The organism is Microcoleus sp. Pol7_A1, from assembly GCF_036701085.1.
GTDB lineage: Bacteria > Cyanobacteriota > Cyanobacteriia > Cyanobacteriales > Microcoleaceae > Microcoleus > Microcoleus asticus.
The window spans coordinates 1-25,132 of record NZ_JAUBQD010000012.1 but is presented as its reverse complement, the minus strand read 5'-3'; the positions used below and the strand labels follow the sequence as shown (position 1 = coordinate 25,132).

Genomic DNA, 25,132 nt, shown 5'->3' with positions numbered 1-25,132 from the left:
GTGGATAATTATACAACAATCTTCTGTCTATTGGTGAATGAGTTTTTTTTGTGAATTGCAGAGGGCGCAGAGTCCGCATAGGAAGAGAGGGGAATTATTCGCAATTACCGATTCCCAATTTCCCATTTACGTTAGATTTTTCTGCCTACCATTACTACCCAAGATTGAGCTTCGCGCGGCAAACCGGGAGGGCGATAGTAGCGATCGACAATGGCAAATCCCGCTTGTTCTAAACAAGGCGCTAAAGTATGATATTCCCATCCGGCAGTATAGCGTTTTCCCGTCGGCCGCTCGTCGTATCCCTCCCAATTTCCCCGGCACATTGACATGACAATTGCACCGCTAACAACTAAGGCTTTGTGCAAATCTTGCAGCACTTTCACCATCTCGTTGCTGGGAACGTGAATCAGGGAAGCATTGGCAAAAATACCGTCAAATTCTGCATTTGGCAAGTCGAGACTCAGAAAAGATTGCTGCCAAACTTCGCATCCCGATAACTTCTTAGCTATTTCTACAAAAGCTGGAGTTGCATCTAAGCCTACAACTGTGTGTCCTTGGCTTTTGAACGCTACTAAATCTCGTCCCGGCCCGCATCCTATATCGAGAATTTTACCGGGATTGCGGGGCATAGCAGCGGTCAGTGCGTCGCGATTTTGGGATACGTCGTGATGCCAAGTTCCTTCTCGGAAAGATTCGGCAGTTAGCTGGTATTCTGCGATCGTAATTTCTTCGCGTTTGTCCACAATTTCCCCCCCTTTTATGATTTTAGATTTTAGATTTTAGATTTTAGATTGAAGAATGTCAACCGGATAATAAGGGTTTTTGACTACAATCTAAGAACTTAAGGCTGACGCATTTGCTACCTCAGAAATCCGGTTTCTCTTCCCATGCGTAAACGTGAAATATAGATATTGGGTAGGGACACGGCACAGCCGTGTCCTACTCTATTTCTGGTATAAGAGTTAAACAACCAGGGTTCTTTGATGCGATTTGGTAACTGCTGAATCAACTTCTAAGAGAGAACCTTCGGGGGATTCGATCGCAAATCCCGCATCTCGAATCATGTCCCAATCTTGATGGGCAGCTTGTCCGGGAGTTGTCAGATAATCGCCCACAAAGATAGAATTAGCGGGGTAGAGTCCGAGAGGTTGCAGCGATCGCAAATGCACTTCCCGTCCGCCAGCAATCCGAATTTCCTGGCTGGGAAGCAAAAATCGGAACAAACAGAGAATTCGCAAACATTGGCGGGGAGTTAACCGGTTCACATCTGCAAATGGCGTGCCGGGAATCGGAATGAAAAAGTTGACCGGCACGCTAGTAACGCCCAACTTGCGAAGCGAAAGTGCTAAATCGATCGCATCATCATCCGATTCGCCCATCCCCAAAATTCCGCCGGAACAAGTTGTGATTCCCGCTGCTTTTACGTGTTCGACGGTTTCAACCCGATCGCCAAAAGTGTGAGTCGTGCAAATGTCCGAGTGATATGATTCGGAAGTATTGAGATTGTGATTTACGCGATCGACTCCAGCTTTTGCCAAGCGATGAGTTTGCTCCTCGCTCAACAATCCCAAACAAGCGCAAATTTTCAGGTTATAATTTGCCTTCACAGTCTCGACAGCATCCAAAACGCGATCGAAAGTAGATGCGTTAGGTTGACGGCCCGAAATCACCAAACAAAACGTACCAGCTTTTAAGTCTGCTGCGCGTTGGGCGGCATCCAGAATTTTCTCCTTAGCTAAAAGCGGATATTTCTCAATTTCCGCAGTCGAAATTTTTGACTGAGAACAATAATGGCAATCTTCAGGACAAAGGCCGCTTTGAGCATTTAACAAATAGTGCAGCCTGACTCGGTTTCCCCAGTAGTGGCGGCGCACCCGATAAGCTGCGTTTAGTTGTTCCAGCAAAACCTCATCCGGTGCGCGCAATACGGCTAAAGATTGCTCGCGAGAGAGACATTTGCCCGCCAGCGCGCCGTCAGCCAAATCGTTCCAATTGGGTAAATTCATTACTAAAATTAAAGGGTTTACAGAGTATCCAAAACCTGACGAATCACCCGATAAATCGATTCTAGTTCATCAGGAGAAATGCAGTAGGGAGGCATCAAGTAAAGCGTATTTCCCAAGGGGCGGAGCAAAAACCCCGCTTCGAGAAATCTGGCTTTCAATACAGGAGCAATGTCATTAAAATACCCCGAAACGCTTTCGGTTTTCACATCCATTGCTGCGATGGTGCCGCAAGTCCGAATCCGTTCGAGTTTAGGATGATTTCTCAGCCATTGATTCAGATATTTGCGGTGCAGTTTTTCCATTCCTTGATACACACTTGGGTTTTGCTCCAAAAGCTCCATCGATGCTACACTCACCGCACAAGCTAAAGGATTTCCAGTGTAAGAATGACTGTGAAAAAAAGCTTTGTCCGGTTCATCTCGCCAGAAAGCTTGATAAATATCCTCCGATGCCATTGTGACAGCAATTGGCAAACAGCCGCCAGACAATCCTTTGGACAAACACAGGATATCCGGCTTCGTTGCAGATTTAACAGAGGCAAACAGTTCGCCCGTGCGACCAAAACCAGTCATTACTTCATCGTAAATTAACAATACATTAAACTGGCGGGCAAGTTGTGCGAGATCCTGCAAAAACTCAGGGCGGCACATTCGCATTCCCCCGGCACCTTGCACCAAAGGTTCGATAAAAATACCCGCATAGCCGCCCTGCTTTAACAAAAACTCCAATTTCTCCAAACTCGCCGCCTCCTTGCTTTCCACCTCCTCATCGCCGTCAAAAGTCGCCGGAAAAGGAACAACATCCCCAGCAAACATTAAAGGTGCAAAAGATTCCCACCACAGCGAACTTCTGCCAGCAGACATCGCGCCCACAGTATCGCCGTGATAACCTCCCTCAAAACTAATAAAGCTAGTGCGGTTAGTTTCTCCGAGATTGCGCCAATATTGAAATGCCATTTTCAGAGCAACTTCAACAGCAGTCGATCCGTTATCAGAAAAGAAAATCCGCGTTAAAGAAGTAGGCGTATGAGTTAGCAATTTACTTGCAAGTTTCTGGGCCGGTTCGTGAGTAAATCCGGCAAAGATTACGTGTTCTAACTTTTGGGCTTGCTCGTAAAGAGCCTCGGCGAGAACTGGATGACTGTGCCCGTGAACAGTCACCCACCAACTAGAAATACAGTCGAGAATTTGCCGCCCGTCTGCCAATTCCAGCACCGATCCTTTGCCGCGAATTACCTTCAGGGGCGGGGCAGCCGTTTTCATTTGCGTGAAAGGCTGCCAAATCGGTGAATTTGAAGAATTATGTTCCTGATTCGCAGTCATTTTTACCAATCAAACTAATATTAAGCCGCCTTTTAATATAGCAATTTTAACTCACTTATGAACTTTTTATTTTTTCTTGTTTCTTCTTCTCTTCCTACCCTTCGGGAACGGCTTCGCCGAACGTGTCCTTAGCGTCTTCGCGGTTCCTTCAAAAAAATCTAGTTTGGTGTTAGGATTGGCTGCGCTGCAACATCTGCCGCCATATCAGGTATTCCCGGGTGATGGTTAAAATTATCAGTTAAATTTTTCTGCCTTTCAGCAAATAAGTCGTCATTGCTCCTTTGCCTTTAACATTAATTTTACCCCGCTTTTCCAACAAATACTTATCGCACAGCAACTCATAAGTTGAGCTGCTAACTTGAATTTTACCAGGAAGTCCCTGAGATTCCATGCGGCTTGCTGTATTCACAGCATCTCCCCACAAATCGTAAATAAACTTTTTAGTGCCGATGACACCTGCTACAACAGGCCCAGTATTAATGCCAATGCGGATATTTATAGGTTCACCGCATTCGTCGCGGAATTTCATAATTTCTTGCTGCATTTCTAGGGCCATTTCGGCAATAGATTCGGCGTGATTTGTACAGGGAAGCGGCAAACCGCCTGCGACCATATAATTGTCGCCTATAGTCTTAATTTTTTCTAAGCCGTATTCTTCGCTCAAGCTATCGAAAGCTGAAAATATTTTGTTAAGCAATTTGACTAATTCTTCAGGAGACGTGCGGGAGGATATTTCGGTAAAGCCCACAATATCAGCAAACAAAACCGTAACCTCGGCAAATCCGTCTGCAATATTTATCTGGCCTTGTTTTAGGCGATCGGCAATCATTACCGGTAAGATATTTAATAATAAACGTTCCGACTTTTCTTGTTCGGCGCGTAATATTTCCTCAGCTTGTTTCCGCTGTGCGATTTCCTTGTATACTCGGTGAAACATTTGATTGAATGCGACCATGAGTTCTCCCAACTCGTCATCGCGCTTGACAGAGAGAGAGTAGAAATCAGGTTTTTCTCGATCTTTGCTCAAAGCGTCTCCGGCAGCGATCAAGTCATCGCGCAATCTCAAGAGAGGTGCAATTACTGTCACCCCTAAAAAGAACATAGTCACCGAAGTGACAAAGGCTGATATAATGATGACTAGAACCGCAATTCGCCCGATAAATGCGTAGAGTTCCGGTTGAACGGTGGAAGCATCGTGGCGAACAATTAAGATGTAATCGCCTCCCAAATGTCGCTCCGTCCAAGCAATATCGTAGCGCTTGCCATCGAAATTGTGATGGTGAACTATACGAGCATTTTTTAGTTGCTTTAAACTGATTTCTGGGCGTTCGCCAAGTGTATATATTAGCTGACCGTTAGCTTGGTAAATAGACAGTCCTAACACTACTTGAGAATCCTTAATAATATTTTTTACTTCTTCTTGCAAGAAAGTGCGATCGGAAATATCTTGTTGGAGCAAAAACTCTAGGGAATCAACAGTCGCCCGAGATACTTGTTCGAGTTGACTTAAAAGTTCATTTTCTCGCCGAAAATAAGAGGGAACTAAAATAATTCCCTCTATGACAAGAATGCTAGCAAATATCCACAAAGCTATTTGCCTAGACAAGCGAGATTGGAAAAAACCCAAGAATGATAAAATCCGCAATAACATAAAATTTACTCTTTGGCAATGGCCTAATTTAGGACATAGGAAAATAAACCCGGTTTCTCGTAATAAATTTTGAGTTTGTCAATAAATCAACTGCGCCGAAACCGGGTTCCTCACATCCTCTGTGTAATTCCTGTAATTGTCAGCAGTCAACAGCCAGCAGCTATTAACTGTTAGTTCTTGGCTGACGACTAACAACGAATGACTGATGACCCACCCAAAAACGGATACCAGCCCCCGACTTAACTCGTGGATATATAAAAATTTTAGACCAAAGTTCAAGCTCCCAGATTCACCTGTGCAGTAAATCTAAAATCTAAAATCTAAAATCTAAAATCTAAAATTGACTGACTTCGGACTAACTAGCAGACCCCTTAATAATATAATAAACAAATTAAACCGAAACTGGGCTGACTAACCTGCCTTTAAGCAGATAAGTATTCATCTCGCCCTTGCCTTTGATCTTGATAATTCCTCTGTCTTCAAACAGATACTTATTTTGCAAGATATCGTAAGTTGATTGTGTGACTTGAATCGCGCCGGCAATCCCGTGGGATTCCATGCGGGCTGCTGTATTAACGGCATCGCCCCAGAGGTCGTAAATAAATTTTTTAGTGCCAATAACCCCCGCAATTGCAGGCCCGGTATTGATGCCGATGCGAATGTTAATTCCTGCATGATGTTTGGCATTAAATTTTGCTAATTCCTCCTGCATATCTAAAGCCATTTCCGCAATGCTTTCGGCGTGGTTGGTGCTGGGGTTGGGCAAACCTCCGACTACCATGTAAGCATCTCCAATTGTTTTGATTTTTTCCAAGCCGTACTTTTCCGTCAAACCATCGAAGGCTGAAAAAATTTCGTTGAGAAAATCGAGCAATTCTTCGGGAGATATTTGTGCTGACAGCACGGTAAAGCCTACGATATCCGCAAACAAAATTGTGACTTCTGCGAAGCCGTCAGCAATACTGCTTTGACCGTCTTTTAGCTTGGCAGCAATGGATTCGGGTAAAATATTGAGCAGCAGGCGATCGGACTTTTCCTGTTCTTTTACCAATTCTACATTAGTTTCTTGCAATTGTGCCGTCCGTTCCCTGACGCGCTGTTCTAATTGTTTAGCATTTTGGCGCAACCTGCTGATAGATAGAGTTAATCCTGTTACCCCTAAAACTGAAAGTCCTGCTAACAGTAAAAACAGGTATTTCAGTTCGCTGCGAGTATTTTTCGTGATGGTATCGAGAGGTTGAGTAATTTCTAATATCCCCCGTACATCTCCCACTTTCCAGTCTTTTTTGGGACTGAAGGAGTTAGTGTTGTGACAGTTAACGCAGCTAGGAGTTAGAATATCTGCCTCGGCATATCGAAATGCTGGCTTGCTGTGAAAATCCTCACGTCGGAAAAATTTTTTTGTCGGATTTTTCATCAAATAGGTAATAGCTTGCCGTTCAAAATCGTCTCGAGCTCCGCCTTCTTTTCGCCGCCAGGGAAACGGGTAGTCGCTGTAGAGACGAACTGATACTTCGGGATTTTTTTGGGTGATATGGTTGCCGAGTTCTATTAAGAAGGTGGCAGGTACGGGAACTGTTACTTTTGTCGGGTTGTAGTCGTGGGTAAAGTTAATTGTTTTAGCGGTGTTAAGAGGATTGACAACATCCGAACTGTAAAGGGTGCGGGCTTCTTTAATAGCTTGGGCATAGAGGGTGGCATTTTGGAGGGCTTGCGATTCAATTAGGGTGGAGGAAAGACGAGACATATGTGCCATCGCTACTCCTACACCTACACAAAATAAAATTGTCACCGCAAGCAGAATTCGCTTGTAAATTAATTGGCTGATGGCAGCCCGACTGCGAGAAATTAACTGACGCATGGTATCCTCAAATGTGAGGTTGAATCTTTAAGTGATTTTACGCACTACTAACATAACACTGCTTTTTCAGGTCGCTTTGTCGGCGTCGGGCTAAACCCAGACGGCGTAGTGCAAGGGATTGTTTATTGTTATTTACAGCAAGTGTTGGGGTTCTCCGTAAAAGTACGCATAACTTTATAGTACCGATCGCACTTATTGCTGTATCTCGGTTAGGATAGCAATTGTAGTCTATGGTTGGCGATCGTGAATTCTGACTCTACTGTCTCACCTACAAACAACGAAATTTTTCCGGGAGAAGTTTTCGTCAATACTGCCGATTTTGATACCGGCATTCGGCGACTTTTACCTAAATATGACGAAATGCTGGATGTATTAACAGCCTGCATTGCTAGTGCAAACCACCGAATTTTAGAACTCGGCTGCGGTACGGGGGAACTCACTTTAAAACTTCTCCAACGCTACCCGTCAGCGGAAATAGTTGCTGTCGATTACTCGCCGCGAATGCTTGATTTTGCCCGCGCCAAAATAGAGTCGGCAGGATACGCAGCCCGGTGGACTGGCATAGAAATGGACTTTGGAGAATGGGCGAACAATCCCAATTTCTCCGGCTTGGGCGATAAATTCAATGCTTGCATTTCATCTCTGGCAATTCACCATCTTGAGGACGAGATGAAGTTGAAATTGTTTCAACGCATTCGCGAAAGTTTAAATGCTGGTGGCTGTTTTTGGAATGCCGATCCTCTTTTAGCAGAATCAGCAGCAATGAAAGATATTTATCAAGCGGCGCGAGAAGATTGGGCGCTAAATCAGGGGGAAACCTTAGCACAAATTCGCGCAAATGTGGGGAAGAGTGTCTCTTACGGGTATTCTAATCCCGATCGCCTAGCTACACTTTCGGCACAGTTGGAAATGCTGGCCTCATCTGGATTTGATACTGTTGCAGTTCCTTGGAAATACTACGGTATGGCGGTGTTTGGGGGATTGGTTAATTGAAAAAAGCAGTCCTGCTATGTAGGATGAAACCTCAGCACCTTACTGCTTAAATAAAGATTGCAGTTATTATTTTAGGTTACTAAGTTCTGCTTGAAAAAATATATAATCCTGTCAGGATTGAGGAAACAAAATGACTGCAAATGCGATCGAAAGTATTGACTGGGATGCTTTTTCGTCGGAACTCTCGGGAATCGAAATAATTAGCGATCGCGCGCAAGTTTTCAAGCTATCTCAAGACTATTATCACTTCAGTCCAGTTTTGCAACCTATCTTAAGTGATAAAACAGGAGATTTAGTAGTTCGTCCCGCCAGCGAAGCCGAAGTTTTGCGGATTGCTGCAGCCTGCGTCAAATCCAAAATTCCGCTAACTGTTAGAGGCGCAGGAACGGGCAATTACGGGCAGTGCATTCCCCTCAACGGCGGCGTCATTTTAGATACCACCAAAATGCACAGTATCCGCTGGATAAAACCGGGTTTAGCTTGCGTAGAACCGGGGGTAAAAATGTCGGTTTTCGACAAACAAGCGCGAGAAACCGGTTGGGAATTGCGGATGGTTCCCTCAACCTATCGCACCGCAACGATTGGGGGATTTATCGGCGGCGGTAGCGGGGGAATTGGTTCGATAACTTACGGGCAATTGCGCGATCGGGGAAATCTTCATGCGGTTCGAGTCGTTACAATGGAAGACGAGCCCCGCGTCATCGAATTGCGGGGCGATGAAGTGCAAAAAGTCAATCACGCTTACGGCACAAATGGGATTATTACTGAGTTAGAAATTCCCCTCGCCCCTGCTTATCCTTGGGCGGAAATCATCGTCGCTTTTGACGATTTTATGACAGCGGCAAACTTCGGTAAAGCTTTGGGCGATGCGGACGGAATTATCAAAAAACTAATTTGTGTTTGTGCTTGGCCGATTCCTGCTTATTTTGCTGCTTTCCGCGAGGAGATTCCTGAAGGTAAGCACTGCGCTTTGTTAATGGTAGCTGAATCTTGTCTGGAACCGCTGCAAGATTTGGTGGGCGAATATGGCGGCACAATTTGCTATCAAAAAAACGCGCAAGCTGCGAGCAAAGGTGCAGCAATTGCTGAATTTACTTGGAATCATACAACTCTGCACGCTCGCAGCGCTGACCCGTCTCTGACTTATTTGCAGACGATTTTTCCCCCAGATAAAGGTTTGAAATTGATTGAGGAACTGTACAATTATTATGGGGATGAGGTGATGATGCACTTGGAGTTTTTGCGGATGAACGGCAGGGCGATCGCCGCAGCTTTGCAAATAGTTCGCTACAGTACGGAATCACGGCTCAATGAAATTATTCGCTATCACGAACACCAAGGCGCACTGATTGCTAATCCTCACACTTATATATTGGAAGATGGAGGGATGAAAAGTATTAATGTGGAACAGTTGCAGTTTAAAGAGTTGGTCGATCCTTACGGTTTGCTGAATCCGGGTAAAATGCGGGCGTGGTTGGAACGGGATTAAGGGCGATGGTTTTTAGATAAGATTCGGATCTTGAAATCGCTGCTAGACAAACTTTCGTCCGCCTAAGCGCTGGCTTGGCCCACGCGGACTCAGAAATGAGCAAACAGCATTTGTAAATTTAAGGGACAGGGGCGGTAATTTCTGCTGGTGCGATCGCTCCTTCAGAAGGTACAGCTTGCTTTTCCAGTAGTTGGCGCTGTTTGTTCCGAAATTCTGCGGCAGCATCGTTCAAATTTTGGCGCTGTTCGGTATTAAATTCTTCCATGCTGCGGCCGCCTCCCAATTGGGATCTGTGAATTAAATCAAATATTGCGCTTCCGCTGCTGCGGCCAGATAAGGGGTCGGTATTGTCTTGAGTTTGAAAGTCTTGCAGCGGTTGGGCATTATTTAAACCGCTGGCTTGAGCGAAGCTTGCTTGAGGTGAGAACAGAGCACAGGATGCGATCGCGCTTGCAGCAATCCCCATTATCAATTTGCCGGATTTGGAAGTTTTGGTGTTCATAATTTATTAGTTGAACCTTCAAAAAAACAATTCTATCTAAACAATATTCTGACTTGCGACTAAATATTATATTACTTGCCTGGGGCTAAGGACACGGCATTGCCGTGTCCCTACAATTGACGGTGCAGGTTAAACGATCGCCCGCAGATTTGCTGCGATCGCCCTAACTAAGCAAACCGGCGTCGCAGCAGCGGTTGAATGCTCAGCAGCGCCACCAAATCAAAGGCTAGCAATACTAACAGCGCTCCTCCAAAGGTAACATTACCCCAAGGAGCGTACATCACGACACTGGCTAGCGACCAATCGCTGTGCAGGTACAGATAGCGGATGGGTTCGATCGCGTAACTCAGAGGATTGAGAGTCACCACAACTTGCAGCCACTCTGGCATAAATGACAGCGGCGCGAGGGCTGTGCTGGCAAATAACAGCGGCAAGTTAGTAACAAAAATTACCGCTATTAATTCTACGTGACCGGGAAGAGCGAAGGCTAAACCCAGACTCAAGCCTGTGACGCCCAAAACTAACAGTAGGACAATTAGGGCGATCGCCCCTAGTCCGGCAATTCCGGGGAATCCCGCGCCCAAAAACGCTCCCGCTGTAACGATTGTGCCGGTTTGGATAAAGCTGAGGGTGACGATAAAAATAGCCGAAGCGAGGACGATCGAAAATCTCGAAGCCAACGGCGCGACTAACAAGCGGTTGAGAAATCCGAACTCGCGATCGAACATAATCGGCAAACCCGCATTCAGCGCCCCGGCAAATGCAGTAAAAACGATTACACCAGCGCCGAGAAATTGTCCGTAATTCTGGCTTTCGCCGAACAAGCCTGCGGGTGCATTTTCAAACAGAGCTCCGAACAAAACCAACCACATCAGGGGCTGAATAATGCCTGCAACTAGCGTCGAGGGGCGGCGCTGCAATTGAATAAACAGGCGCTTGGTTAAGGCGAGTGTTTCTTGGATGAAGTCGCCCAGCAGGGAACTGGAAGTGTCAGCGGATGCCGTGGAGATTGGCCGCTGCTGGTTGAGGTTGTTGGGGGATGTAACAGTACCGCTCATAATTGCTTGTTGTTGATTTTGACTGTTGTGATTATGTTTACAGGAAATATGTTGAAAGTGATTTTGCCAGGATGCTTTGATTATAGGCTATTTGGAGTTGAGAGGGCGGGGTAGCTGCTGCTATTGCTGTTCATCGAGTAGCTGGAATGAAAGGAGAAAATTGTAGTAAAATGGGTCAACGCTACATATTAATTTGGTTTCGGAACTCTTAACAATATTTGAGTATAAATTGATGCCATCAAGTGCGATCGCTACTTTGGTCAAAATCATGGAATCTTTGCCGGAAACTGTGAAAAATATATTTTTAAAACACCTGCAATAATTCATTTACCAATTTAATATTACTTACTGTTTATTTGAATCCAGACAGTAAGTTATAAATTCCGGCTGAGATTGAAAGTCAACTGAAGCTAGGAGATAGATATACAGTTACTGTTACAGCAGATAGCATAGCACTGTTTTTCAGAAGCTAAAATCAGGTTTTGATTGGGAGGAGTTGCGGCGACGTAGAGACTCATAAGCACCCGATCCCAATCCGATGACAATCGATGAAATTTGTGAACTTGTCCGGGAAGTTCGTTGTGAAAAAAATCATGAAAGAGAGTCACAACTAGGAAACTCGATAATAATTGAAAAATAAACTCTTCTGCCATTTGGGCAGTATGTTATATAAAACAGTCCTGGATGCAATATCACCACAGACGGGGGCGACCACGAGGGATTGCCGCTACAAAACGGTATATATAGAGGCTTTGCGTAAGTCCTATAATTGTCATCCTGAATGAGAGAGTTGCGATCTTCGTGAAAGGCTGCTCTGATAATAAAAATTTACCGTATTACAAGGACACGGCAGTGCCGTGTCCCTACAGATGCCTCTTTCCACCAGTTGGTATAATTTAAGACCGCATCGCCTGTTTTTGCTCCGCCTTCAAATCGCGGTTGCTAGCAGCAGCCAACTCCGCATCCAACAGCGTCTTACCAGTCGCTGCCAAATACACATCATCCAAACTCGGCCGAGATTGAGCAATCCCAAAAGTAGGAAGTCCCGCATTTTTCAAAGCTTGCTGAATAGTCACCAGCGCATCGGTTTGCGGTGTTACTACTAAATTGAGAGAATTTCCTTGAGCCGTGTTGACAATTACTTCTTGCACAAAAGGCAAAGATTGCATCAGAGTTTTAGCTTTTTCGGCTTCTTCCATCGGCGAAAACTCCCGAATCCGCAGAGTCACCCGATCGCCCCCAACCCGATTTTTCAACTCCTCCGGCGTGCCCTGTGCAATCACCGTACCCTTGTCAATAATCGCCACGCGATCGGCCAAAGCGTCAACTTCTTCGAGATAGTGACTCGTAATCAAAACCGTCGTACCTTCTTCCCGCAAGCGGCGCAGGAAATCCCACACTACCACCCGGCTTTCAATATCCAGCCCGACAGTCGGTTCGTCTAACACCAAAACATCCGGCTGGTGCAGCAACCCTGCAGCTAAGTCGAGGCGTTTGCGGATACCGCCGGAATAAGTGCCCGTCTTTTTATTTTCCCACTCCTCCAAACCGAGGAGTTTCACCATTTCGTCAATCCGCCCTTTAATCCTAGGGCGCGGCAAATGGTAAAGCGCTGCTTGCAGTTGCAGGAGTTCCCGCCCAGTCAGCACCTTATCGAGAGCCACTTCTTGGGCGACGTAGCCGAGTTTTTGTCTGGCAATTCTCGGCTGACTGACAGCAGAAATGCCTGACACTTCAATGCGTCCGCTATCGGGCGCACTCAAAGTACAAAGTACCCGCAGGGTTGTGGTTTTGCCTGCACCGTTGGGGCCTAGCAAACCAAATATTTCCCCCGGTTCTACCTTGAAGGAAACATCTTTAACGGCTTCTACAGTGCCGTAGCGTTTCTGAAGATTTTCAATTAAAACGGCGGGAGCCATATATTTTGGGGATGAACTGGTTGTTAATATTTTGACACTTCCGGGCTCAAATTGCCGGAATGGTCGATCGACCAATGCGACTGGCTGTGCTTGTAACGATCGCACAATCCTCCTCAACCGGAAACTGCTTATAGTTTTGATTCTTAATACCCATTTATAAAATATCAACTTTCTAACGGCTCCCAACCCCTATCGCCATCAGTTTTTCCCTATCTCAAATCTCAAATCTCACCTCCAAACAATTATGAGTTTTGAGTTAATTTAACCTCTGGGTTAACAACTCAAAACTCACAATTTTTCAACAAGTAGAGATGCACCCGAAACCTGTTTTTTTATAATTATCTCTACCTCTAGGCTGATGTGTAGCGCGATTTTGAAAATTAACACCGTTATCCAACACATCCAACTTTCGAGCCAAATATTAAACAGCAAAAACTTCCCGACGTGGCAAGTTCTACTTTTAACACCCCTAAAGAAAGTTGGCGGAGGCGTCTTTAATCGACAATTTTTACCCAACCGCGGCGCACGTTGTACAGCAGTCGGTTGATGATGGCATACTCATCTTCATTCAGCGTTCTTTCTAAGAGTGCAGATCTGAGCTGTCTCCGGTCGTGGCGAGTCACGACGCTGGAGAACATGACCTGACCAAATAACTCTTCGAGTGTCATTTGGGAGACTGACATGATAAACCTCCTAGTTGATTGAGACAAATAAAATTTTTACAGGCTGATTGTAATCTTATTATGCTCTCTGCGAGCGATTCCAAAGGCGATCGAAAACATTGACACGGTGTGATTTTTGGGCTAAAAATCTGTGACCGAGACTTTGATAGCCAGTGACTTGGATCTCTTAAATTTGTGATCTTGTCACTTAACTCAGAAGGAAGAGGGAAGAAGTCAGAAGGAAGAAGGAAAAAGGCCATCAAGCGCGATCGCCAAATCTAAGCTTCGCTTATCGCCCTCAAAAACTCTCCCCCGTCCTCATTGCTTCTCAACCTCATTTTCCCCTATGCCAATTTTCCAACTAATTTAGGCATCGGTCAATAGTCGCCACAACTGACTCGGCCAAATCTTTGAGCGCGTAACCCCCCTCCAAACCAAAGGCGATGCGGCGGGTGATTTGCAGGCAGTATCCGGTGAAAGTACCGTAATCTGACGGAGCCAGAGTCATGCTCGCCAGCGGATCGGACGCAGTAGCGTCGTAACCGGCGCTGACAATCAACAAATCCGGTTCAAATTTTGACAAAAAAGGCACGACAAGAGATTCAAAGGCGCCCAGGTATTCAGCTATGCCGCCGCCCGGATACAGAGGAATGTTCAGCACGTTGTCGTAGGCACCGCGCTCCTCGGCATCTCCCGTTCCCGGATAGCACGGAGATTGGTGCAGGGAACAGTAGGCAATTTGCCGGCAGTTTTCCACCAAGGATTGAGTGCCGTTGCCGTGGTGCACGTCCCAGTCGAGGACGGCGACGCGCTTGATTCCCGGCTGTTCCAGGGCGTAGTGAGCGGCGATCGCAGCATTGGAAAACAAGCAAAAACCCATCGCGCGGGCGTTTTCGGCGTGGTGTCCCGGCGGCCTGGCCAGCACAAAAGCAGGTTCCCCCGCAGCCACCACTCGATCGACCCCATCGAGCCAAGCACTCACCGCTAGCAGCGCTACGTCGTAACTTTCAGCAGAAATCGGCGTATCGCCGTCGAGGTAGCCGCCTCCCCGATGAGCCAAATGTTCGACTTCTTTGATGTATCTTTGCGCGTGAACTTTTTTGAGAGCCCAGAACAGTGCTTGTTCGCGCTGCGCCACTGGGGTGGGCAGTTGCCACTGAATTTGATCCGCCCAGGGAGCAGCTTTCAGAGCGTTGGCGATCGCCGTTAAACGTTCTGGTCGCTCTGGGTGAAGCATTCCAGTCTTGTGCAGCAAGAAATCTTCGGAGTAGATAACGGGTAGCATCGGCTGATTTTAGATTTTAGATTTTAGATTTTAGATTTTTAGTTGGCTTTAAGAAGGCCTTCGGTTTTGTGAAATTAAAATTTCGATCGAGCAACCATTTTAATTTCTTATAGAACCGTCAAAACAACTAACGAAAGCATGAAAGCCTTCAGCCTAAAAAAACCTTTCTAGCTTTTGCCAACCGCTGACTAAATCACCAACTGACAAATTATCAATTGTCCTTGTTTCGTCCCTTAATTTTTCTGGCAATTTTCCCATAAAGTCAAAGGCAAATTGTGATATAATTTTAGGAGTAATTTGCAATATTTGGCAGCTCTACTGAATCCAAACCGATTTTATCGCATTTTTGAGATTTATAGCGGTCAAATTTAAATTTATAACGGAGTTTTTCAACCTATGAGCACCTCTGAGTCGCGGATAATCCCGACGGATCTGGGTAATGAGATGTCCCGATCGTACTTGGAATACGCCATGAGCGTAATAGTCGGTCGGGCGCTACCAGATGCCAGGGACGGTCTCAAGCCCGTTCACCGACGCATTCTCTACGCCATGAACGAATTGGGCTTGACTCCCGATCGACCTTTCCGCAAATGCGCCCGCGTCGTGGGGGAGGTGCTGGGCAAGTATCACCCGCACGGAGATACAGCGGTTTACGACGCCCTGGTGCGGATGGCTCAGGATTTCTCCATGCGGGAACGCCTGATCAACGGCCACGGCAACTTCGGCTCCGTTGACAACGACCCGCCCGCTGCAATGCGTTACACCGAGTGCCGCCTGACAGCTCTCACTAGCGACTCCATGCTGCGCGACATCGACTCGGAAACAGTTGATTTCGGCGACAACTTCGACGGTTCCCAGCAAGAACCTCTCGTACTCCCGGCACGCATTCCCCAAATTTTGCTCAACGGTTCCTCCGGGATTGCTGTGGGGATGGCAACCAACATTCCGCCGCACAATTTAGGCGAAATAATTGACGGTTTAGTAGCACTAATTCACAATCCAGCAATTACCGACCTGGAATTGATGCAGTACATCCCCGGCCCTGACTTTCCCACCGGAGGGCAAATTCTGGGTAGAGGCGGCATTCGCGATGCTTACACCACCGGGCGCGGTTCGATTACAATGCGCGGAGTCGCCGGCATTGAAACCATCGAACATCCCGGCCGCCCCGACAAAGAAGCAATTATTATCACCGAATTGCCTTACCAAACAAACAAGGCAGCGCTAATTGAGAAAATTGCCGAACTTGTCAACGACAAAAGATTAGATGGAATTTCCGACATTCGCGACGAAAGCGATAGAGACGGAATGCGCATCGTGATCGAACTCAAGCGCGACGCCTATCCCCGCGTCGTCCTCAACAACCTCTACAAACAAACACCCCTCCAAGCCAACTTTGGAGCCAATATGTTAGCGCTAGTAAACGGGGAACCCCAACTACTTACGCTCTCCCAATTCCTCAATGTCTTCCTAGACTTCCGCATTGAGACAATTACTCGCCGGACTCAATACGAACTCCGCAAAGCAGAAGAACGCGACCACCTTCTGCAAGGTTTATTAATTGCCCTAGACAACTTAGATGCAATTATTCACCTAATTCGCGCCGCTGCCGACTCCGCTGCAGCGAAACAAGAATTAATGGATAATTACGGTCTTTCCGAACAGCAATCTGACGCAATTCTGCAAATGCAGCTCCGGCGTTTGACAGCATTAGAAGCGCAAAAAATTCAGCAAGAACACGAAGAACTGCGAGCTAAAATCGCAGATTTGGAAGATATCTTAGCGCGCCGGGAACGCATCTTAGAAATCGCCGAGTTTGAAGCTGTCGAAATCCAAACCAAAATCGCCACTCCTAGACGCAGCGTCATCGAACACGCCGAAGGAGAAATCGATGAAAGAGATTTAATTGCCAACGAACAAGCAATTATTCTGATCACCGAGCAAGGCTACATCAAGCGGATGCCTGTCAGCACTTTCGAGGCCCAAAGCCGCGCTACTCGCGGCAAAGCAGGCGCGAAAATGAAAGAAGACGATGGAGTAGAACATTTCCTTTCCTGCTGCGATCATGATAGCGTTTTGTTCTTCAGCGACAGGGGCGTAGTTTACTCTGTCAAAGCTTATCAAATCCCCATCTGTTCCCGCACTGCCCGCGGCACTCCCGTGGTGCAACTGCTGCCGATTCCTATAGAAGAAAAAATCACTTCTATGGTGTCAGTCACAGAATTTACCAGCGAAGAATACTTGGTAATGTTGACTCGCGGCGGCTACATCAAGAAAACCGCGCTCTCAGCTTTTGGCAACATCCGCACTAATGGATTAATCGCCATTTCTCTAGAAGAAGGCGACCAACTGCGCTGGGTGCGGAGAGCAAAAGTTGGCGACAGCATCATCATCGGTACGCGCCAAGGCATGGCAATTCATTTCCGCACCAATCACGAACAGTTGCGCCCAGTCGGCCGCGCGACGCGGGGTGTAAAATCAATGAAATTGCGATCGGGCGATGAGTTGATCAGCATGGACATATTGCCGAGCTCAATTGTTGCCGAAATTGCTGCATTGGAAACTGAAGACTCAGAATTTGAAGGGGCCGAAATTGCTCTGTTAGAAACTGAAGACTCGGAATTTGAAGGAGCAGAAATTGCTGAATTGGAAACAGAAGATGCGGAATTTGAAGACGAAGAATTAGAACTGCAAGCCGAGGAAATTGAAGGCGAAGATGCCGAAGACATTCCGACAGTTAGCAGCGAAGTTCCTTCGGTGTTGGTAATCACCACCAACGGCTACGGCAAGCGGGTTCCAGTTTCTCAATTCCGCCTACAAAGACGGGCGGGCAAGGGATTGACGGCTACTAAATTTAAGTCGAAAAAGGGTAAGGATCAGGTAGCTGCGCTGCGAATTGTCAACGAAGATGACGAGTTGATGATCATTACCAACCGAGGTATTATTATCCGTCAGGCTGTGAGTGCAATTTCTACTCAATCGCGCACAGCAACGGGTGTGCGGGTGCAGCGGTTGGACGAGGATGATTCGATCGTAGCTGTGGCTTTAGTGCCGCCTGCTGGTGAAGAATCGGCCGAAGAATCGGAATCTGAGGAAGTGGCAGAATAGTCGTTAATAGTTTGTAAGGTGCGCAACGCGCACCTTACTGCTGAATGGTAAAAATGCGATCGTTTGTAGGGTGATCCGTGGGTACCTTACTGCTGAATGGTAAAAATGCGATCGCCCCTACTCAGAAGTTTTCCCTCAAAAGTCAAAGCTTTTTTCCGGTGAGGTAATGATGAGTCAACTCCAAACCAAACTACTAACTGATACCTGGGTTACAGCGACTTGGGATGAATATATAGAAATTATTAAACAGCCGGAGTACGATCGAGCAAAATGCTACTACTATAAGGGACAGTTGAAAATTGAAATGGCAGCAGTCGGGCCAGATCGTGCTGATGACAACGGAATTATCGTCATCTTAATCAATTTATTTGGCATTGCTAAAGGTATAAAAATGAGACTGCTGGTCAACTGTAGCTACTCCAAAACGGGTGTCAGAGGCGCTCAACCTGATGCTTCTTACTACATCGGAGACCGGGTGCAAACGGCACCTCGCGGCAGTTCTGTCGTGAATTTGGATAGCATAGTTTACCCAGATTTAGCGATTGAAATTGCCGACAGTTCTCTCGTTGACGATTTGGGTACCAAAAGAATGATTTATGAAGAATTATGAGTGTCTGAATATTGGGTAGTAGACGTACAAAAAGCGCAAGTTATTGCTTTCAAAATAATTGCTAACCGGGGAAGCGAACGTCTCACGGAATCTCAAGTTTTGCCGGGGCTAAAAGTTGCTTTATTAGAGGAAGGTTTGCGCCGCAGTCGCCAGACAGACAATACAGAAGTAGGGAACTGGTTTTTAGAGGAAGTTCGCGGGAATCCTCAATAGTGCGATCGACTGCATTCTTTTGTTTAACTGGAGGCTAGAAACCCGGTTTCTACGAGTTTTGCGAACAGTCACGAGAAATATAGGAAGAAACAAACCGGGTTTCTGAGGTCTGCGTGTGTCCTGGACACGGCAATGCCATGTCCTGCGCTTGAATCGTTGACAATCGAGCCGATAATTGCTATAGCATAATAGAATCAAAAAGTTAATAGCAAAAGTCTGTAAAAATGCCTTATTTAACAGCAGCAAACGACATCAAAGCACTCATAGCTAAATTTGCCCAAGCTAAAATCCTGTGGGTGGATACAGAAATCGCTGACTATAAATCCAACCCCAGATTATCTCTGATTCAGGTGTTAGCTGACTCCACAGATTCCACGGGAGATGCCACTTTTCTACTAGATGTCTTGGATAAACCAGAATTGGCCAAAGATTTCATCAACCAAATCATGGTCAATCCAAATATTGAAAAAGTCTTGCACAACGCCAGCTATGACATCCGATTTCTAGGCAATGACGACGCTCAAAATGTCACTTGCACATTAAAAATGGCGAGAAAGATTCCAGCTTACATTCTGCCCTTACCTAATCGACAACTCAAAACTTTAATAGAAACACTTTGCGGCATTACTTATGTAGATAAAACAGAACAAAGCGGCGATTGGGCAAAGCGTCCCCTGACCCAGAAGCAGCTAGAATATGCCAAGATGGACGCGGTTTATTTAGCTGGAGTGCATCGCCGCCTGCTAGAAATCCTTGCCCAATGTTACCCCGAACCCGCAACAGAAAACTTGACAGCATTGGGCGAAAAATATCAGGAAATAGAATCTCAGTGGAAGCCGCTAGATTCAGAAATCGCTGAAGTGAAAGAACGCATTAAAGCAGGGATGCTAGCCCAAAATCTCAAAGACAGTTCTTATTTTGAGCTTTCCAGTTCGATAACGATGAAAGTTGATTTTATGACGCTGGCCAGACTGACGGAAACTGAGGGAATTGAGTTAAATTTTCCGGTAACGCTGACGAAAGAAATTCAAAAACAGTTAGGGGAACTCATCGCCGATCCATCTTTGGAAGTTGAGGATATTGCTAGTTGGCGGCTGAATTCTAATGTACAGCAACGGCGAAAATCTACTAAGAAAATTGCGCCGGAACCGGCTACCGAGGATTTAACAGCATTGGGGGAAAGGTACAAAGAAATTTTGCCTGCATGGAAGTTGCTGGATTCTGAAGTTGAGCATCTGAAAGAGCGCATTAAAAAAGCAATGTTGGTGCAAAATAAGGAAAATACTCCCGATTTTAAGTTATCCAGTTCCTCGATTTTGAAGGTAGATTTTGCTAGCTTGGCAAAACTTGCGCTATCGGTAGGAGTTGAGTTAGATTTTATGGTGACGCTGACTCAATACATCCAAAAGCGGTTAGGGGAAGCGATTAACAAAATTGATGTGCAAATTGAGTATATTACCAGTTGGCGGATGACGGCTAAAACTGTGGAAGATGAAGATGAAGAAATTCCGTTTTAACTATTAAAATATCACGTTTCCTCTCATTTTTTTGTGTTCTCTGGGGGCTGGGAGGGTGACAAAAAGGTCTAGGAACAAAAATGTAAAGCCGTGCTAGAAGCACGGGGTTTCCACCCACAATTTTCGATGAGCAGTCAGTAACTCTGTTATGGTTCGGGGTTGATCTCTGCCATCCGATCGCAACCTGTCGTGATGAGTTGGGTCTGGTTTAAGGGGCGGTTAGCCAGACCCAGAGACTAAAACTGGACTCAGCGACCCGTCAAAAGCTCTAACTTTTCGGGGTATCTCGCCCCTTGCACCGCGATCTTGGAGGCGGTGTCATCAATGTCACGCAGATCGTCGGGCGTGAGTTCGACTGAAACTGCCCCGATGTTTTCGTCCAAGCGATGCAGCTTGGTCGTACCTGGAATGGGTACGATCCACGGCTTCTGAGCCAGCAGCCAGGCAAGTGCGATCTGAGCGGGCGTTGCCTGCTTTTGTTCTGCAATACTGCCAAGCAGATCGATGAGGGCTTGATTCGCCTTGAGAGCCTCCGGTGTGAAGCGAGGCAGAGTGCTGCGGAAGTCGGAGCTGTCAAAGGTCGCGTTTTCGTCGATCTTGCCCGTGAGGAAGCCTTTGCCCAGGGGGCTGTACGGGACAAGTCCGATGCCAAGTTCCTCAAGGGTCGGTATCACTTCTGCTTCAGGCTTTCTCCACCACAGCGAGTATTCGCTCTGTAGAGCCGTGACTGGCACAACGGCGTGTGCGCGACGGATCGTTTGCACTCCGGCTTCAGAGAGTCCAAAATGCTTCACCTTACCTGACTGAATCAGTTCCTTCACCGCTCCTGCTACGTCTTCGATCGGCACGTTCGGATCGACCCGGTGCTGATAGAGGAGGTCGATCGCCTCCACCTTGAGCCGCTTGAGTGACCCCTCCACGGCTTCCTTGATATGCTCCGGTCGGCTATTGAGTCCGGGTGAACCCTTCATGCCGCGAGGATCGGAATTCGGACTGATGTCGAACCCAAATTTGGTGGCGATTACCACTTGGTCGCGGAAGGGAGCGAGGGCTTCACCCACCAGTTCTTCGTTTAAGTACGGGCCGTAGACTTCGGCGGTGTCAAAGAATGTTATTCCGCGATCGACGGCAGCCCCCAGAAGAGCAGTCATCTCCTGTTTGTCTTTGGGTGGGCCATAGGAAAAGCTCATTCCCATGCAGCCCAGCCCGATCGCCGAGACTTCCAGATTACTATTTCCAAGTTTGCGCTTTTGCATTGTTACTCCTTCGAGGTTCCACCTCGGTTATTCAGATTTAAGCGATGCCATATCGATCGAGAAGCGGTACTTCACATCTGATTTGAGGAGTCGATCGTAAGCTTCGTTGACCTTCTGGATGGGGATGACTTCAACATCGGCGGTGATGTTGTGTTCACCGCAAAAATCGAGCATTTCCTGGGTTTCGGCAATGCCGCCGATGTTAGAACCGGAGAGATTGCGCCGCCCCATAATCAGGCTGAATGCCGAGATCTCCAGGGGCTTTTCGGGTGCGCCAACCAGGGTGATGTTACCGTCGAGGCGGAGCAGGTTGAGATAGGCGTTGATGTCGTGCTTGGCTGAAACGGTGTCGAGGATGAAATCGAAGCTGCCAGCGTGCTTTTGCATTTCGTCGGCATTGCGGGAGACCACGACTTCGTGGGCACCGAGGCGGAGCGCATCTTCCGTCTTACCGGGCGAGGTGGTGAAGACGACGACATGAGCGCCGAAGGCACGAGCGAACTTCACGCCCATGTGTCCCAATCCTCCCAGACCGACCACGCCAACTTTCTTGCCCTCGGTAACGCCCCAGTGACGCAGGGGCGAGTAGGTAGTGATTCCCGCACAAAGCAGCGGAGCAGTCCCGGCGAGATCGAGGTTGGCGGGAACGCGCAGAACGAAGCGTTCATCGACGACGATGCTATCGGAGTAACCACCATAGGTGACACCTCCAAGGTGCTTGTCCGGGGAGTTGTAGGTGAGGGTTAGGTTCGGGCAGAACTGTTCAAGTCCAGTTTTGCAATTGGGACAGGTTCCATCCGAATCAACCATGCAGCCGACTCCTGCCAGATCACCAGGCTTGTACTTCGTCACTGCCGAGCCAACCTGAGTGACCCGTCCCACCATCTCATGACCGGGAACGATCGGGTAGACCGTGCCGCCGCCCCACTCGTTTCGCACCATGTGAAGATCGGAATGGCAGATGCCGCAGAAGAGGATTTCGATTTGAACGTCGTGTTCGGTTAGATCGCGCCGTGCGATTGTGTCGGAGGCTAGCGGTGATGTTGCACTGGCTGCGGAATAAGCTTTCGTGTTGTACATGGGTCGATGCTCCTATTTGTTTACTTTTGGTGCCTGGTATTGTTCGTCGCTGGCCTTTTCCATATCAGTCATCGCCGTTGGCGGTGAAGGTGACGATGGCGACAATGCTTTGTTGTCGTCGTGCGTTTAGGGTTCGATCGGGTTGGCGTCGAACATCACTGCACCGTTTGGCCGCCATCGATGACCATGGCGTGGCCGATCATAAAGGCAGCCGCGTCGGAGCACAGCCATAGGACAGCCTCCGCGATCTCCTCGGGCTTGCCCATCCGTCCGATCGGCTCCTCGGCAATCACCTTGGCGCGCCCTTCGTCCGTGGCGCCGATGGAACGAGCGATCATCGGGGTGTCGATGTAGCCGGGACAGACGGCGTTGACGCGGATGTTCTGCGCGGCGTAGTCGAGGGCCGCTGCCTTGGTCAGTCCGATCACGCCATGTTTCGCAGCGGTGTACGCGGGGCTGCCCTTGATGCCGATGATTCCTGCGCCCGAGGAGGTATTGACGATCGCGCCGCCTCCCTGCTTGAGGATCAGCGGGATCTCGTGCTTCATGCACAGGAAAACGCCGCGGAGGTTGATGTCGATAATCCGGTTCCACTCCTCCTCCTCGTACTCCGCAGTCGGAGCCGCCTTCCTCGGCTCGATGCCCGCGTTGTTGAAGGCGAAGTCCAGCCGCCCGAAAGCCTCAACGGTCTTGTCCAGAGCCGCCTTCACGTCCTCGGTTCGCGTCACATCGCACCTGACGGCGATCGCCCGACCGCCGAGTTCTTCGATCGTGTGAGCTGTTTCTTGATTGCCCTGTTCTGAGATGTCAGCGACCACCACGCTGGCACCTTCACGGGCAAACGCCAGCGCCGTAGCTCGACCGATGCCGCTCGCTCCTCCGGTCACAAACGCAACCTTTGCTGTGTAGCTGCCATTCTCGTTCGTTGTCATTTTTTACTCCTTTGCGTGTTGCCCATTAGGGAAGTCTTTATTGGAACTTCCTTTTCTTACTCGATCGGCTCCACTGTTGCTTTTACAGAGCCAGGTACATTGAATGCTTCTACGCCAGCATCGATCTTGCCGATCGCGATGATGCCGGGGTCAGGGATTGGTTGTTCGTCGTGGCGATAATAAATAGCCACATCAGGACCGGGAGACCAGTAAATGATGTCTCCAACTTCATAGGTTTTGGTTCGCTCACCCTCCTCCGAAATTGCTCTCGGCAGGCGGGCAAACTTTTCTCTTCCAAACAAATCGTTCATCGTCAGCGTTAATGGCAGCAGGGAAACAAAATCCCGAGTGGTTTTACTGTCGATCAACGTGGCTGTAACGGCTTTGTCTCCGACCTTGATGATTATCTTCATACTGCTTGCCTGCTTGGTTGATAGGTCAGTCGGCAGTTTCGACGAGGCACTGCTAGGCATCCTGTTGTCGGCACGGCAGGCTGAGTAACTCAGGGACATCGTTAGGGCGAGAACCAAAATCAGCATTCTCTTCTGGCAGTTTCTCCCCTTGAGGGGAAACCATTTCAAAACGATTAAGATCTTCCTGCGTACTCCTCGTCGCTGACCTGTTCCATCCAGTCCACGGGTTTGCCGTCGAGCCATTCCTGAATGGCGATGTGCGTCATTGCCGTGGTTGCCGTGGCACCATGCCAATGTTTCTCACCCGGCTCGAACCAGATCGCATCCCCCGGACGAATTTGCTCGATCGAGCCGCCCCAGCGCTGTGCAAGACCGCAGCCAGCCGTGACAATTAGGGTCTGTCCCAACGGGTGGGTGTGCCATGCTGTCCGAGCACCAGGCTCGAACGTGACGCTGGCACCAGACGTGCGTGCTGGTTCGTGCGCCTCGAACAGGGGGTCAATGCGGACAGTGCCGGTAAAATACTCAGCCAGTCCTTTGGCCGAAGGCTGTGAGCCACTTCGTTTAATATCCATTTCTTAATTCCTTTACTTGATGCCATTTCGGTGGCTGTCCCAATCGTAGAAATTGAGCACTAATCGCTTCTCTATCAATAGGGATGCATTTTTTAAGAAGCAAGGTTAGCTTTGAGGACATTTTGGTTGTCACTCAGCAGGTTTGTTGCCCAATCAAAACTGAGTTTTCTCTTGTATAAAAATCCAGACGCTTGCAATTCGCCGGAATCGTTTTTCATTGCTTTAGCCTCATTCTAAGAATCCTCTAGGGCAAGCAATAGAACGATCGTCTAAGATTGTTGTACAATCCTGCAAACTTAGAAATGAACGCTGCCAAAACGACTGAAAAGTCCGCTAGGTCGTTAATGAACGACCAGCAGGCAAAGCGCGAGGCAGATAGAGTGCAAGCCCACAGAAACGAACTGACGAATAGCCGATTGCACAGGCTATTCGTCAGGATGGGAAAATTGAGCCGCTGAAAGGATTGCACTTCAACCGATCCTCCTCACCTTCGGAATGCGTTGATAGTGTCTCTTTCCTTGCCTTCTGTGCGATCGCCCAGGGCAGCAAAGAAGTGCTTCTGGGCAGCGCGATCGCGCTTCAGTACGACCCGATGCATTATCTCTGGAGTTTAGACTAGGCAGCAAGAAAAGACTCAGCAAAGCTGAGTTGAAAATAAACAGACTTCAGATCTGAAAATC

The 25,132-nt window shown here is 47.8% G+C and carries 23 protein-coding genes and 2 pseudogenes; 8 read left to right on the top strand and 17 right to left on the bottom strand.

The genetic code is table 11. The features are described from left to right. Positions 1-131 precede the first annotated feature (131 nt). From QUA20_RS09600 to QUA20_RS09575, 6 genes and pseudogenes are all read right to left on the bottom strand, one after another. Positions 132-743: a methyltransferase domain-containing protein gene (locus tag QUA20_RS09600; RefSeq protein ID WP_333188126.1), complete on the bottom strand. Its 612-nt coding sequence runs from the start codon at positions 741-743 to the stop codon at positions 132-134. Positions 744-962: 219 nt separating this feature from the next. Beyond that, the gene (gene bioB / locus QUA20_RS09595) at positions 963-2,006 is read right to left on the bottom strand and encodes a biotin synthase BioB (protein WP_333188123.1); all 1,044 of its coding nucleotides are present in this window, start codon (positions 2,004-2,006) and stop codon (positions 963-965) included. 17 nt (positions 2,007-2,023) lie between these two features. Beyond that, positions 2,024-3,328 (bottom strand): adenosylmethionine--8-amino-7-oxononanoate transaminase, encoded by a 1,305-nt coding sequence (bioA, locus tag QUA20_RS09590; RefSeq protein WP_333188120.1) that lies wholly within the window; start codon positions 3,326-3,328, stop codon positions 2,024-2,026. A 238-nt stretch (positions 3,329-3,566) separates the two neighbouring features. Then, on the bottom strand, positions 3,567-4,979 hold the full coding sequence (locus QUA20_RS09585) for an adenylate/guanylate cyclase domain-containing protein (RefSeq protein ID WP_333188116.1): 1,413 nt from the start codon (positions 4,977-4,979) through the stop codon (positions 3,567-3,569). Positions 4,980-5,370: 391 nt separating this feature from the next. After that, a pseudogene (locus QUA20_RS09580) lies at positions 5,371-6,090 on the bottom strand (adenylate/guanylate cyclase domain-containing protein); the annotation flags it as partial. Positions 6,091-6,225: 135 nt separating this feature from the next. Next, positions 6,226-6,726 (bottom strand): annotated as a pseudogene (locus QUA20_RS09575) (Tll0287-like domain-containing protein); the annotation flags it as partial. A 357-nt stretch (positions 6,727-7,083) separates the two neighbouring features. Between QUA20_RS09575 and QUA20_RS09570 the strand changes: the two are divergent. Further along, the gene (locus QUA20_RS09570) at positions 7,084-7,833 is read left to right on the top strand and encodes a methyltransferase domain-containing protein (protein WP_333188115.1); all 750 of its coding nucleotides are present in this window, start codon (positions 7,084-7,086) and stop codon (positions 7,831-7,833) included. A 130-nt stretch (positions 7,834-7,963) separates the two neighbouring features. After that, positions 7,964-9,322, top strand: coding sequence for an FAD-binding oxidoreductase (locus QUA20_RS09565; RefSeq protein ID WP_333188112.1), 1,359 nt, complete (start codon positions 7,964-7,966; stop codon positions 9,320-9,322). Positions 9,323-9,440: 118 nt separating this feature from the next. On the opposite strand, the gene QUA20_RS09560 is transcribed toward QUA20_RS09565, so the two are convergent. Beyond that, positions 9,441-9,824: a hypothetical protein gene (locus QUA20_RS09560; protein WP_333188109.1), complete on the bottom strand. Its 384-nt coding sequence runs from the start codon at positions 9,822-9,824 to the stop codon at positions 9,441-9,443. Between the two features lie 167 nt (positions 9,825-9,991). Further along, complete coding sequence (locus QUA20_RS09555; protein ID WP_333188106.1) at positions 9,992-10,882, bottom strand: ABC transporter permease; 891 nt, start codon at positions 10,880-10,882, stop codon at positions 9,992-9,994. A 193-nt stretch (positions 10,883-11,075) separates the two neighbouring features. Here QUA20_RS09555 and QUA20_RS09550 point away from each other — a divergent pair, with 193 nt between their 5' ends. Further along, positions 11,076-11,204 (top strand): hypothetical protein, encoded by a 129-nt coding sequence (locus QUA20_RS09550; protein WP_333188103.1) that lies wholly within the window; start codon positions 11,076-11,078, stop codon positions 11,202-11,204. Between the two features lie 574 nt (positions 11,205-11,778). Here the strand turns inward: QUA20_RS09550 and QUA20_RS09545 are convergent. From QUA20_RS09545 to QUA20_RS09535, 3 genes are all read right to left on the bottom strand, one after another. Then, positions 11,779-12,801, bottom strand: coding sequence for an ABC transporter ATP-binding protein (locus QUA20_RS09545; protein ID WP_333188324.1), 1,023 nt, complete (start codon positions 12,799-12,801; stop codon positions 11,779-11,781). Positions 12,802-13,295: 494 nt separating this feature from the next. Then, the gene (locus tag QUA20_RS09540; protein ID WP_015175516.1) at positions 13,296-13,484 is read right to left on the bottom strand and encodes a hypothetical protein; all 189 of its coding nucleotides are present in this window, start codon (positions 13,482-13,484) and stop codon (positions 13,296-13,298) included. 340 nt (positions 13,485-13,824) lie between these two features. Further along, positions 13,825-14,748, bottom strand: a complete 924-nt coding sequence (locus tag QUA20_RS09535; RefSeq protein WP_172186193.1) for a histone deacetylase family protein — start codon at positions 14,746-14,748, stop codon at positions 13,825-13,827. A gap of 396 nt (positions 14,749-15,144) precedes the next feature. Between QUA20_RS09535 and gyrA the strand changes: the two genes are divergently transcribed. The 4 genes from gyrA to QUA20_RS09515 all read left to right on the top strand — a co-directional run bounded on the left by gyrA (position 15,145) and on the right by QUA20_RS09515 (position 20,196). After that, the gene (gyrA, locus tag QUA20_RS09530) at positions 15,145-17,856 is read left to right on the top strand and encodes a DNA gyrase subunit A (protein ID WP_333188099.1); all 2,712 of its coding nucleotides are present in this window, start codon (positions 15,145-15,147) and stop codon (positions 17,854-17,856) included. A gap of 166 nt (positions 17,857-18,022) precedes the next feature. Beyond that, positions 18,023-18,466 (top strand): Uma2 family endonuclease, encoded by a 444-nt coding sequence (locus tag QUA20_RS09525; protein WP_333188096.1) that lies wholly within the window; start codon positions 18,023-18,025, stop codon positions 18,464-18,466. Beyond that, positions 18,467-18,679 carry a hypothetical protein gene (locus QUA20_RS09520; RefSeq protein WP_333188094.1) on the top strand — a complete coding sequence of 71 codons (213 nt, stop codon included), beginning with the start codon at positions 18,467-18,469 and terminating at the stop codon, positions 18,677-18,679. Positions 18,680-18,903: 224 nt separating this feature from the next. Then, the gene (locus QUA20_RS09515; RefSeq protein WP_333188091.1) at positions 18,904-20,196 is read left to right on the top strand and encodes a ribonuclease D; all 1,293 of its coding nucleotides are present in this window, start codon (positions 18,904-18,906) and stop codon (positions 20,194-20,196) included. 248 nt (positions 20,197-20,444) lie between these two features. On the opposite strand, the gene QUA20_RS09510 is transcribed toward QUA20_RS09515, so the two are convergent. The 6 genes from QUA20_RS09510 to QUA20_RS09485 form a co-directional block, all read right to left on the bottom strand. Beyond that, on the bottom strand, positions 20,445-21,452 hold the full coding sequence (locus QUA20_RS09510; RefSeq protein ID WP_333188089.1) for an aldo/keto reductase: 1,008 nt from the start codon (positions 21,450-21,452) through the stop codon (positions 20,445-20,447). Between the two features lie 27 nt (positions 21,453-21,479). Next, positions 21,480-22,532, bottom strand: a complete 1,053-nt coding sequence (locus QUA20_RS09505) for an NAD(P)-dependent alcohol dehydrogenase (RefSeq protein WP_333188087.1) — start codon at positions 22,530-22,532, stop codon at positions 21,480-21,482. Positions 22,533-22,687: 155 nt separating this feature from the next. Further along, positions 22,688-23,464: an SDR family oxidoreductase gene (locus tag QUA20_RS09500; protein WP_333188084.1), complete on the bottom strand. Its 777-nt coding sequence runs from the start codon at positions 23,462-23,464 to the stop codon at positions 22,688-22,690. 56 nt (positions 23,465-23,520) lie between these two features. Then, positions 23,521-23,877, bottom strand: coding sequence for a cyclophilin-like fold protein (locus QUA20_RS09495; RefSeq protein WP_333188082.1), 357 nt, complete (start codon positions 23,875-23,877; stop codon positions 23,521-23,523). 173 nt (positions 23,878-24,050) lie between these two features. Then, positions 24,051-24,452 (bottom strand): (R)-mandelonitrile lyase, encoded by a 402-nt coding sequence (locus QUA20_RS09490; RefSeq protein ID WP_333188080.1) that lies wholly within the window; start codon positions 24,450-24,452, stop codon positions 24,051-24,053. 92 nt (positions 24,453-24,544) lie between these two features. Next, positions 24,545-24,670, bottom strand: a complete 126-nt coding sequence (locus tag QUA20_RS09485) for a hypothetical protein (RefSeq protein ID WP_333188077.1) — start codon at positions 24,668-24,670, stop codon at positions 24,545-24,547. Positions 24,671-24,915: 245 nt separating this feature from the next. Here QUA20_RS09485 and QUA20_RS31965 point away from each other — a divergent pair, with 245 nt between their 5' ends. Next, positions 24,916-25,071 carry an AraC family transcriptional regulator N-terminal domain-containing protein gene (locus tag QUA20_RS31965; RefSeq protein WP_445304657.1) on the top strand — a complete coding sequence of 52 codons (156 nt, stop codon included), beginning with the start codon at positions 24,916-24,918 and terminating at the stop codon, positions 25,069-25,071. Positions 25,072-25,132: the final 61 nt, after the last annotated feature.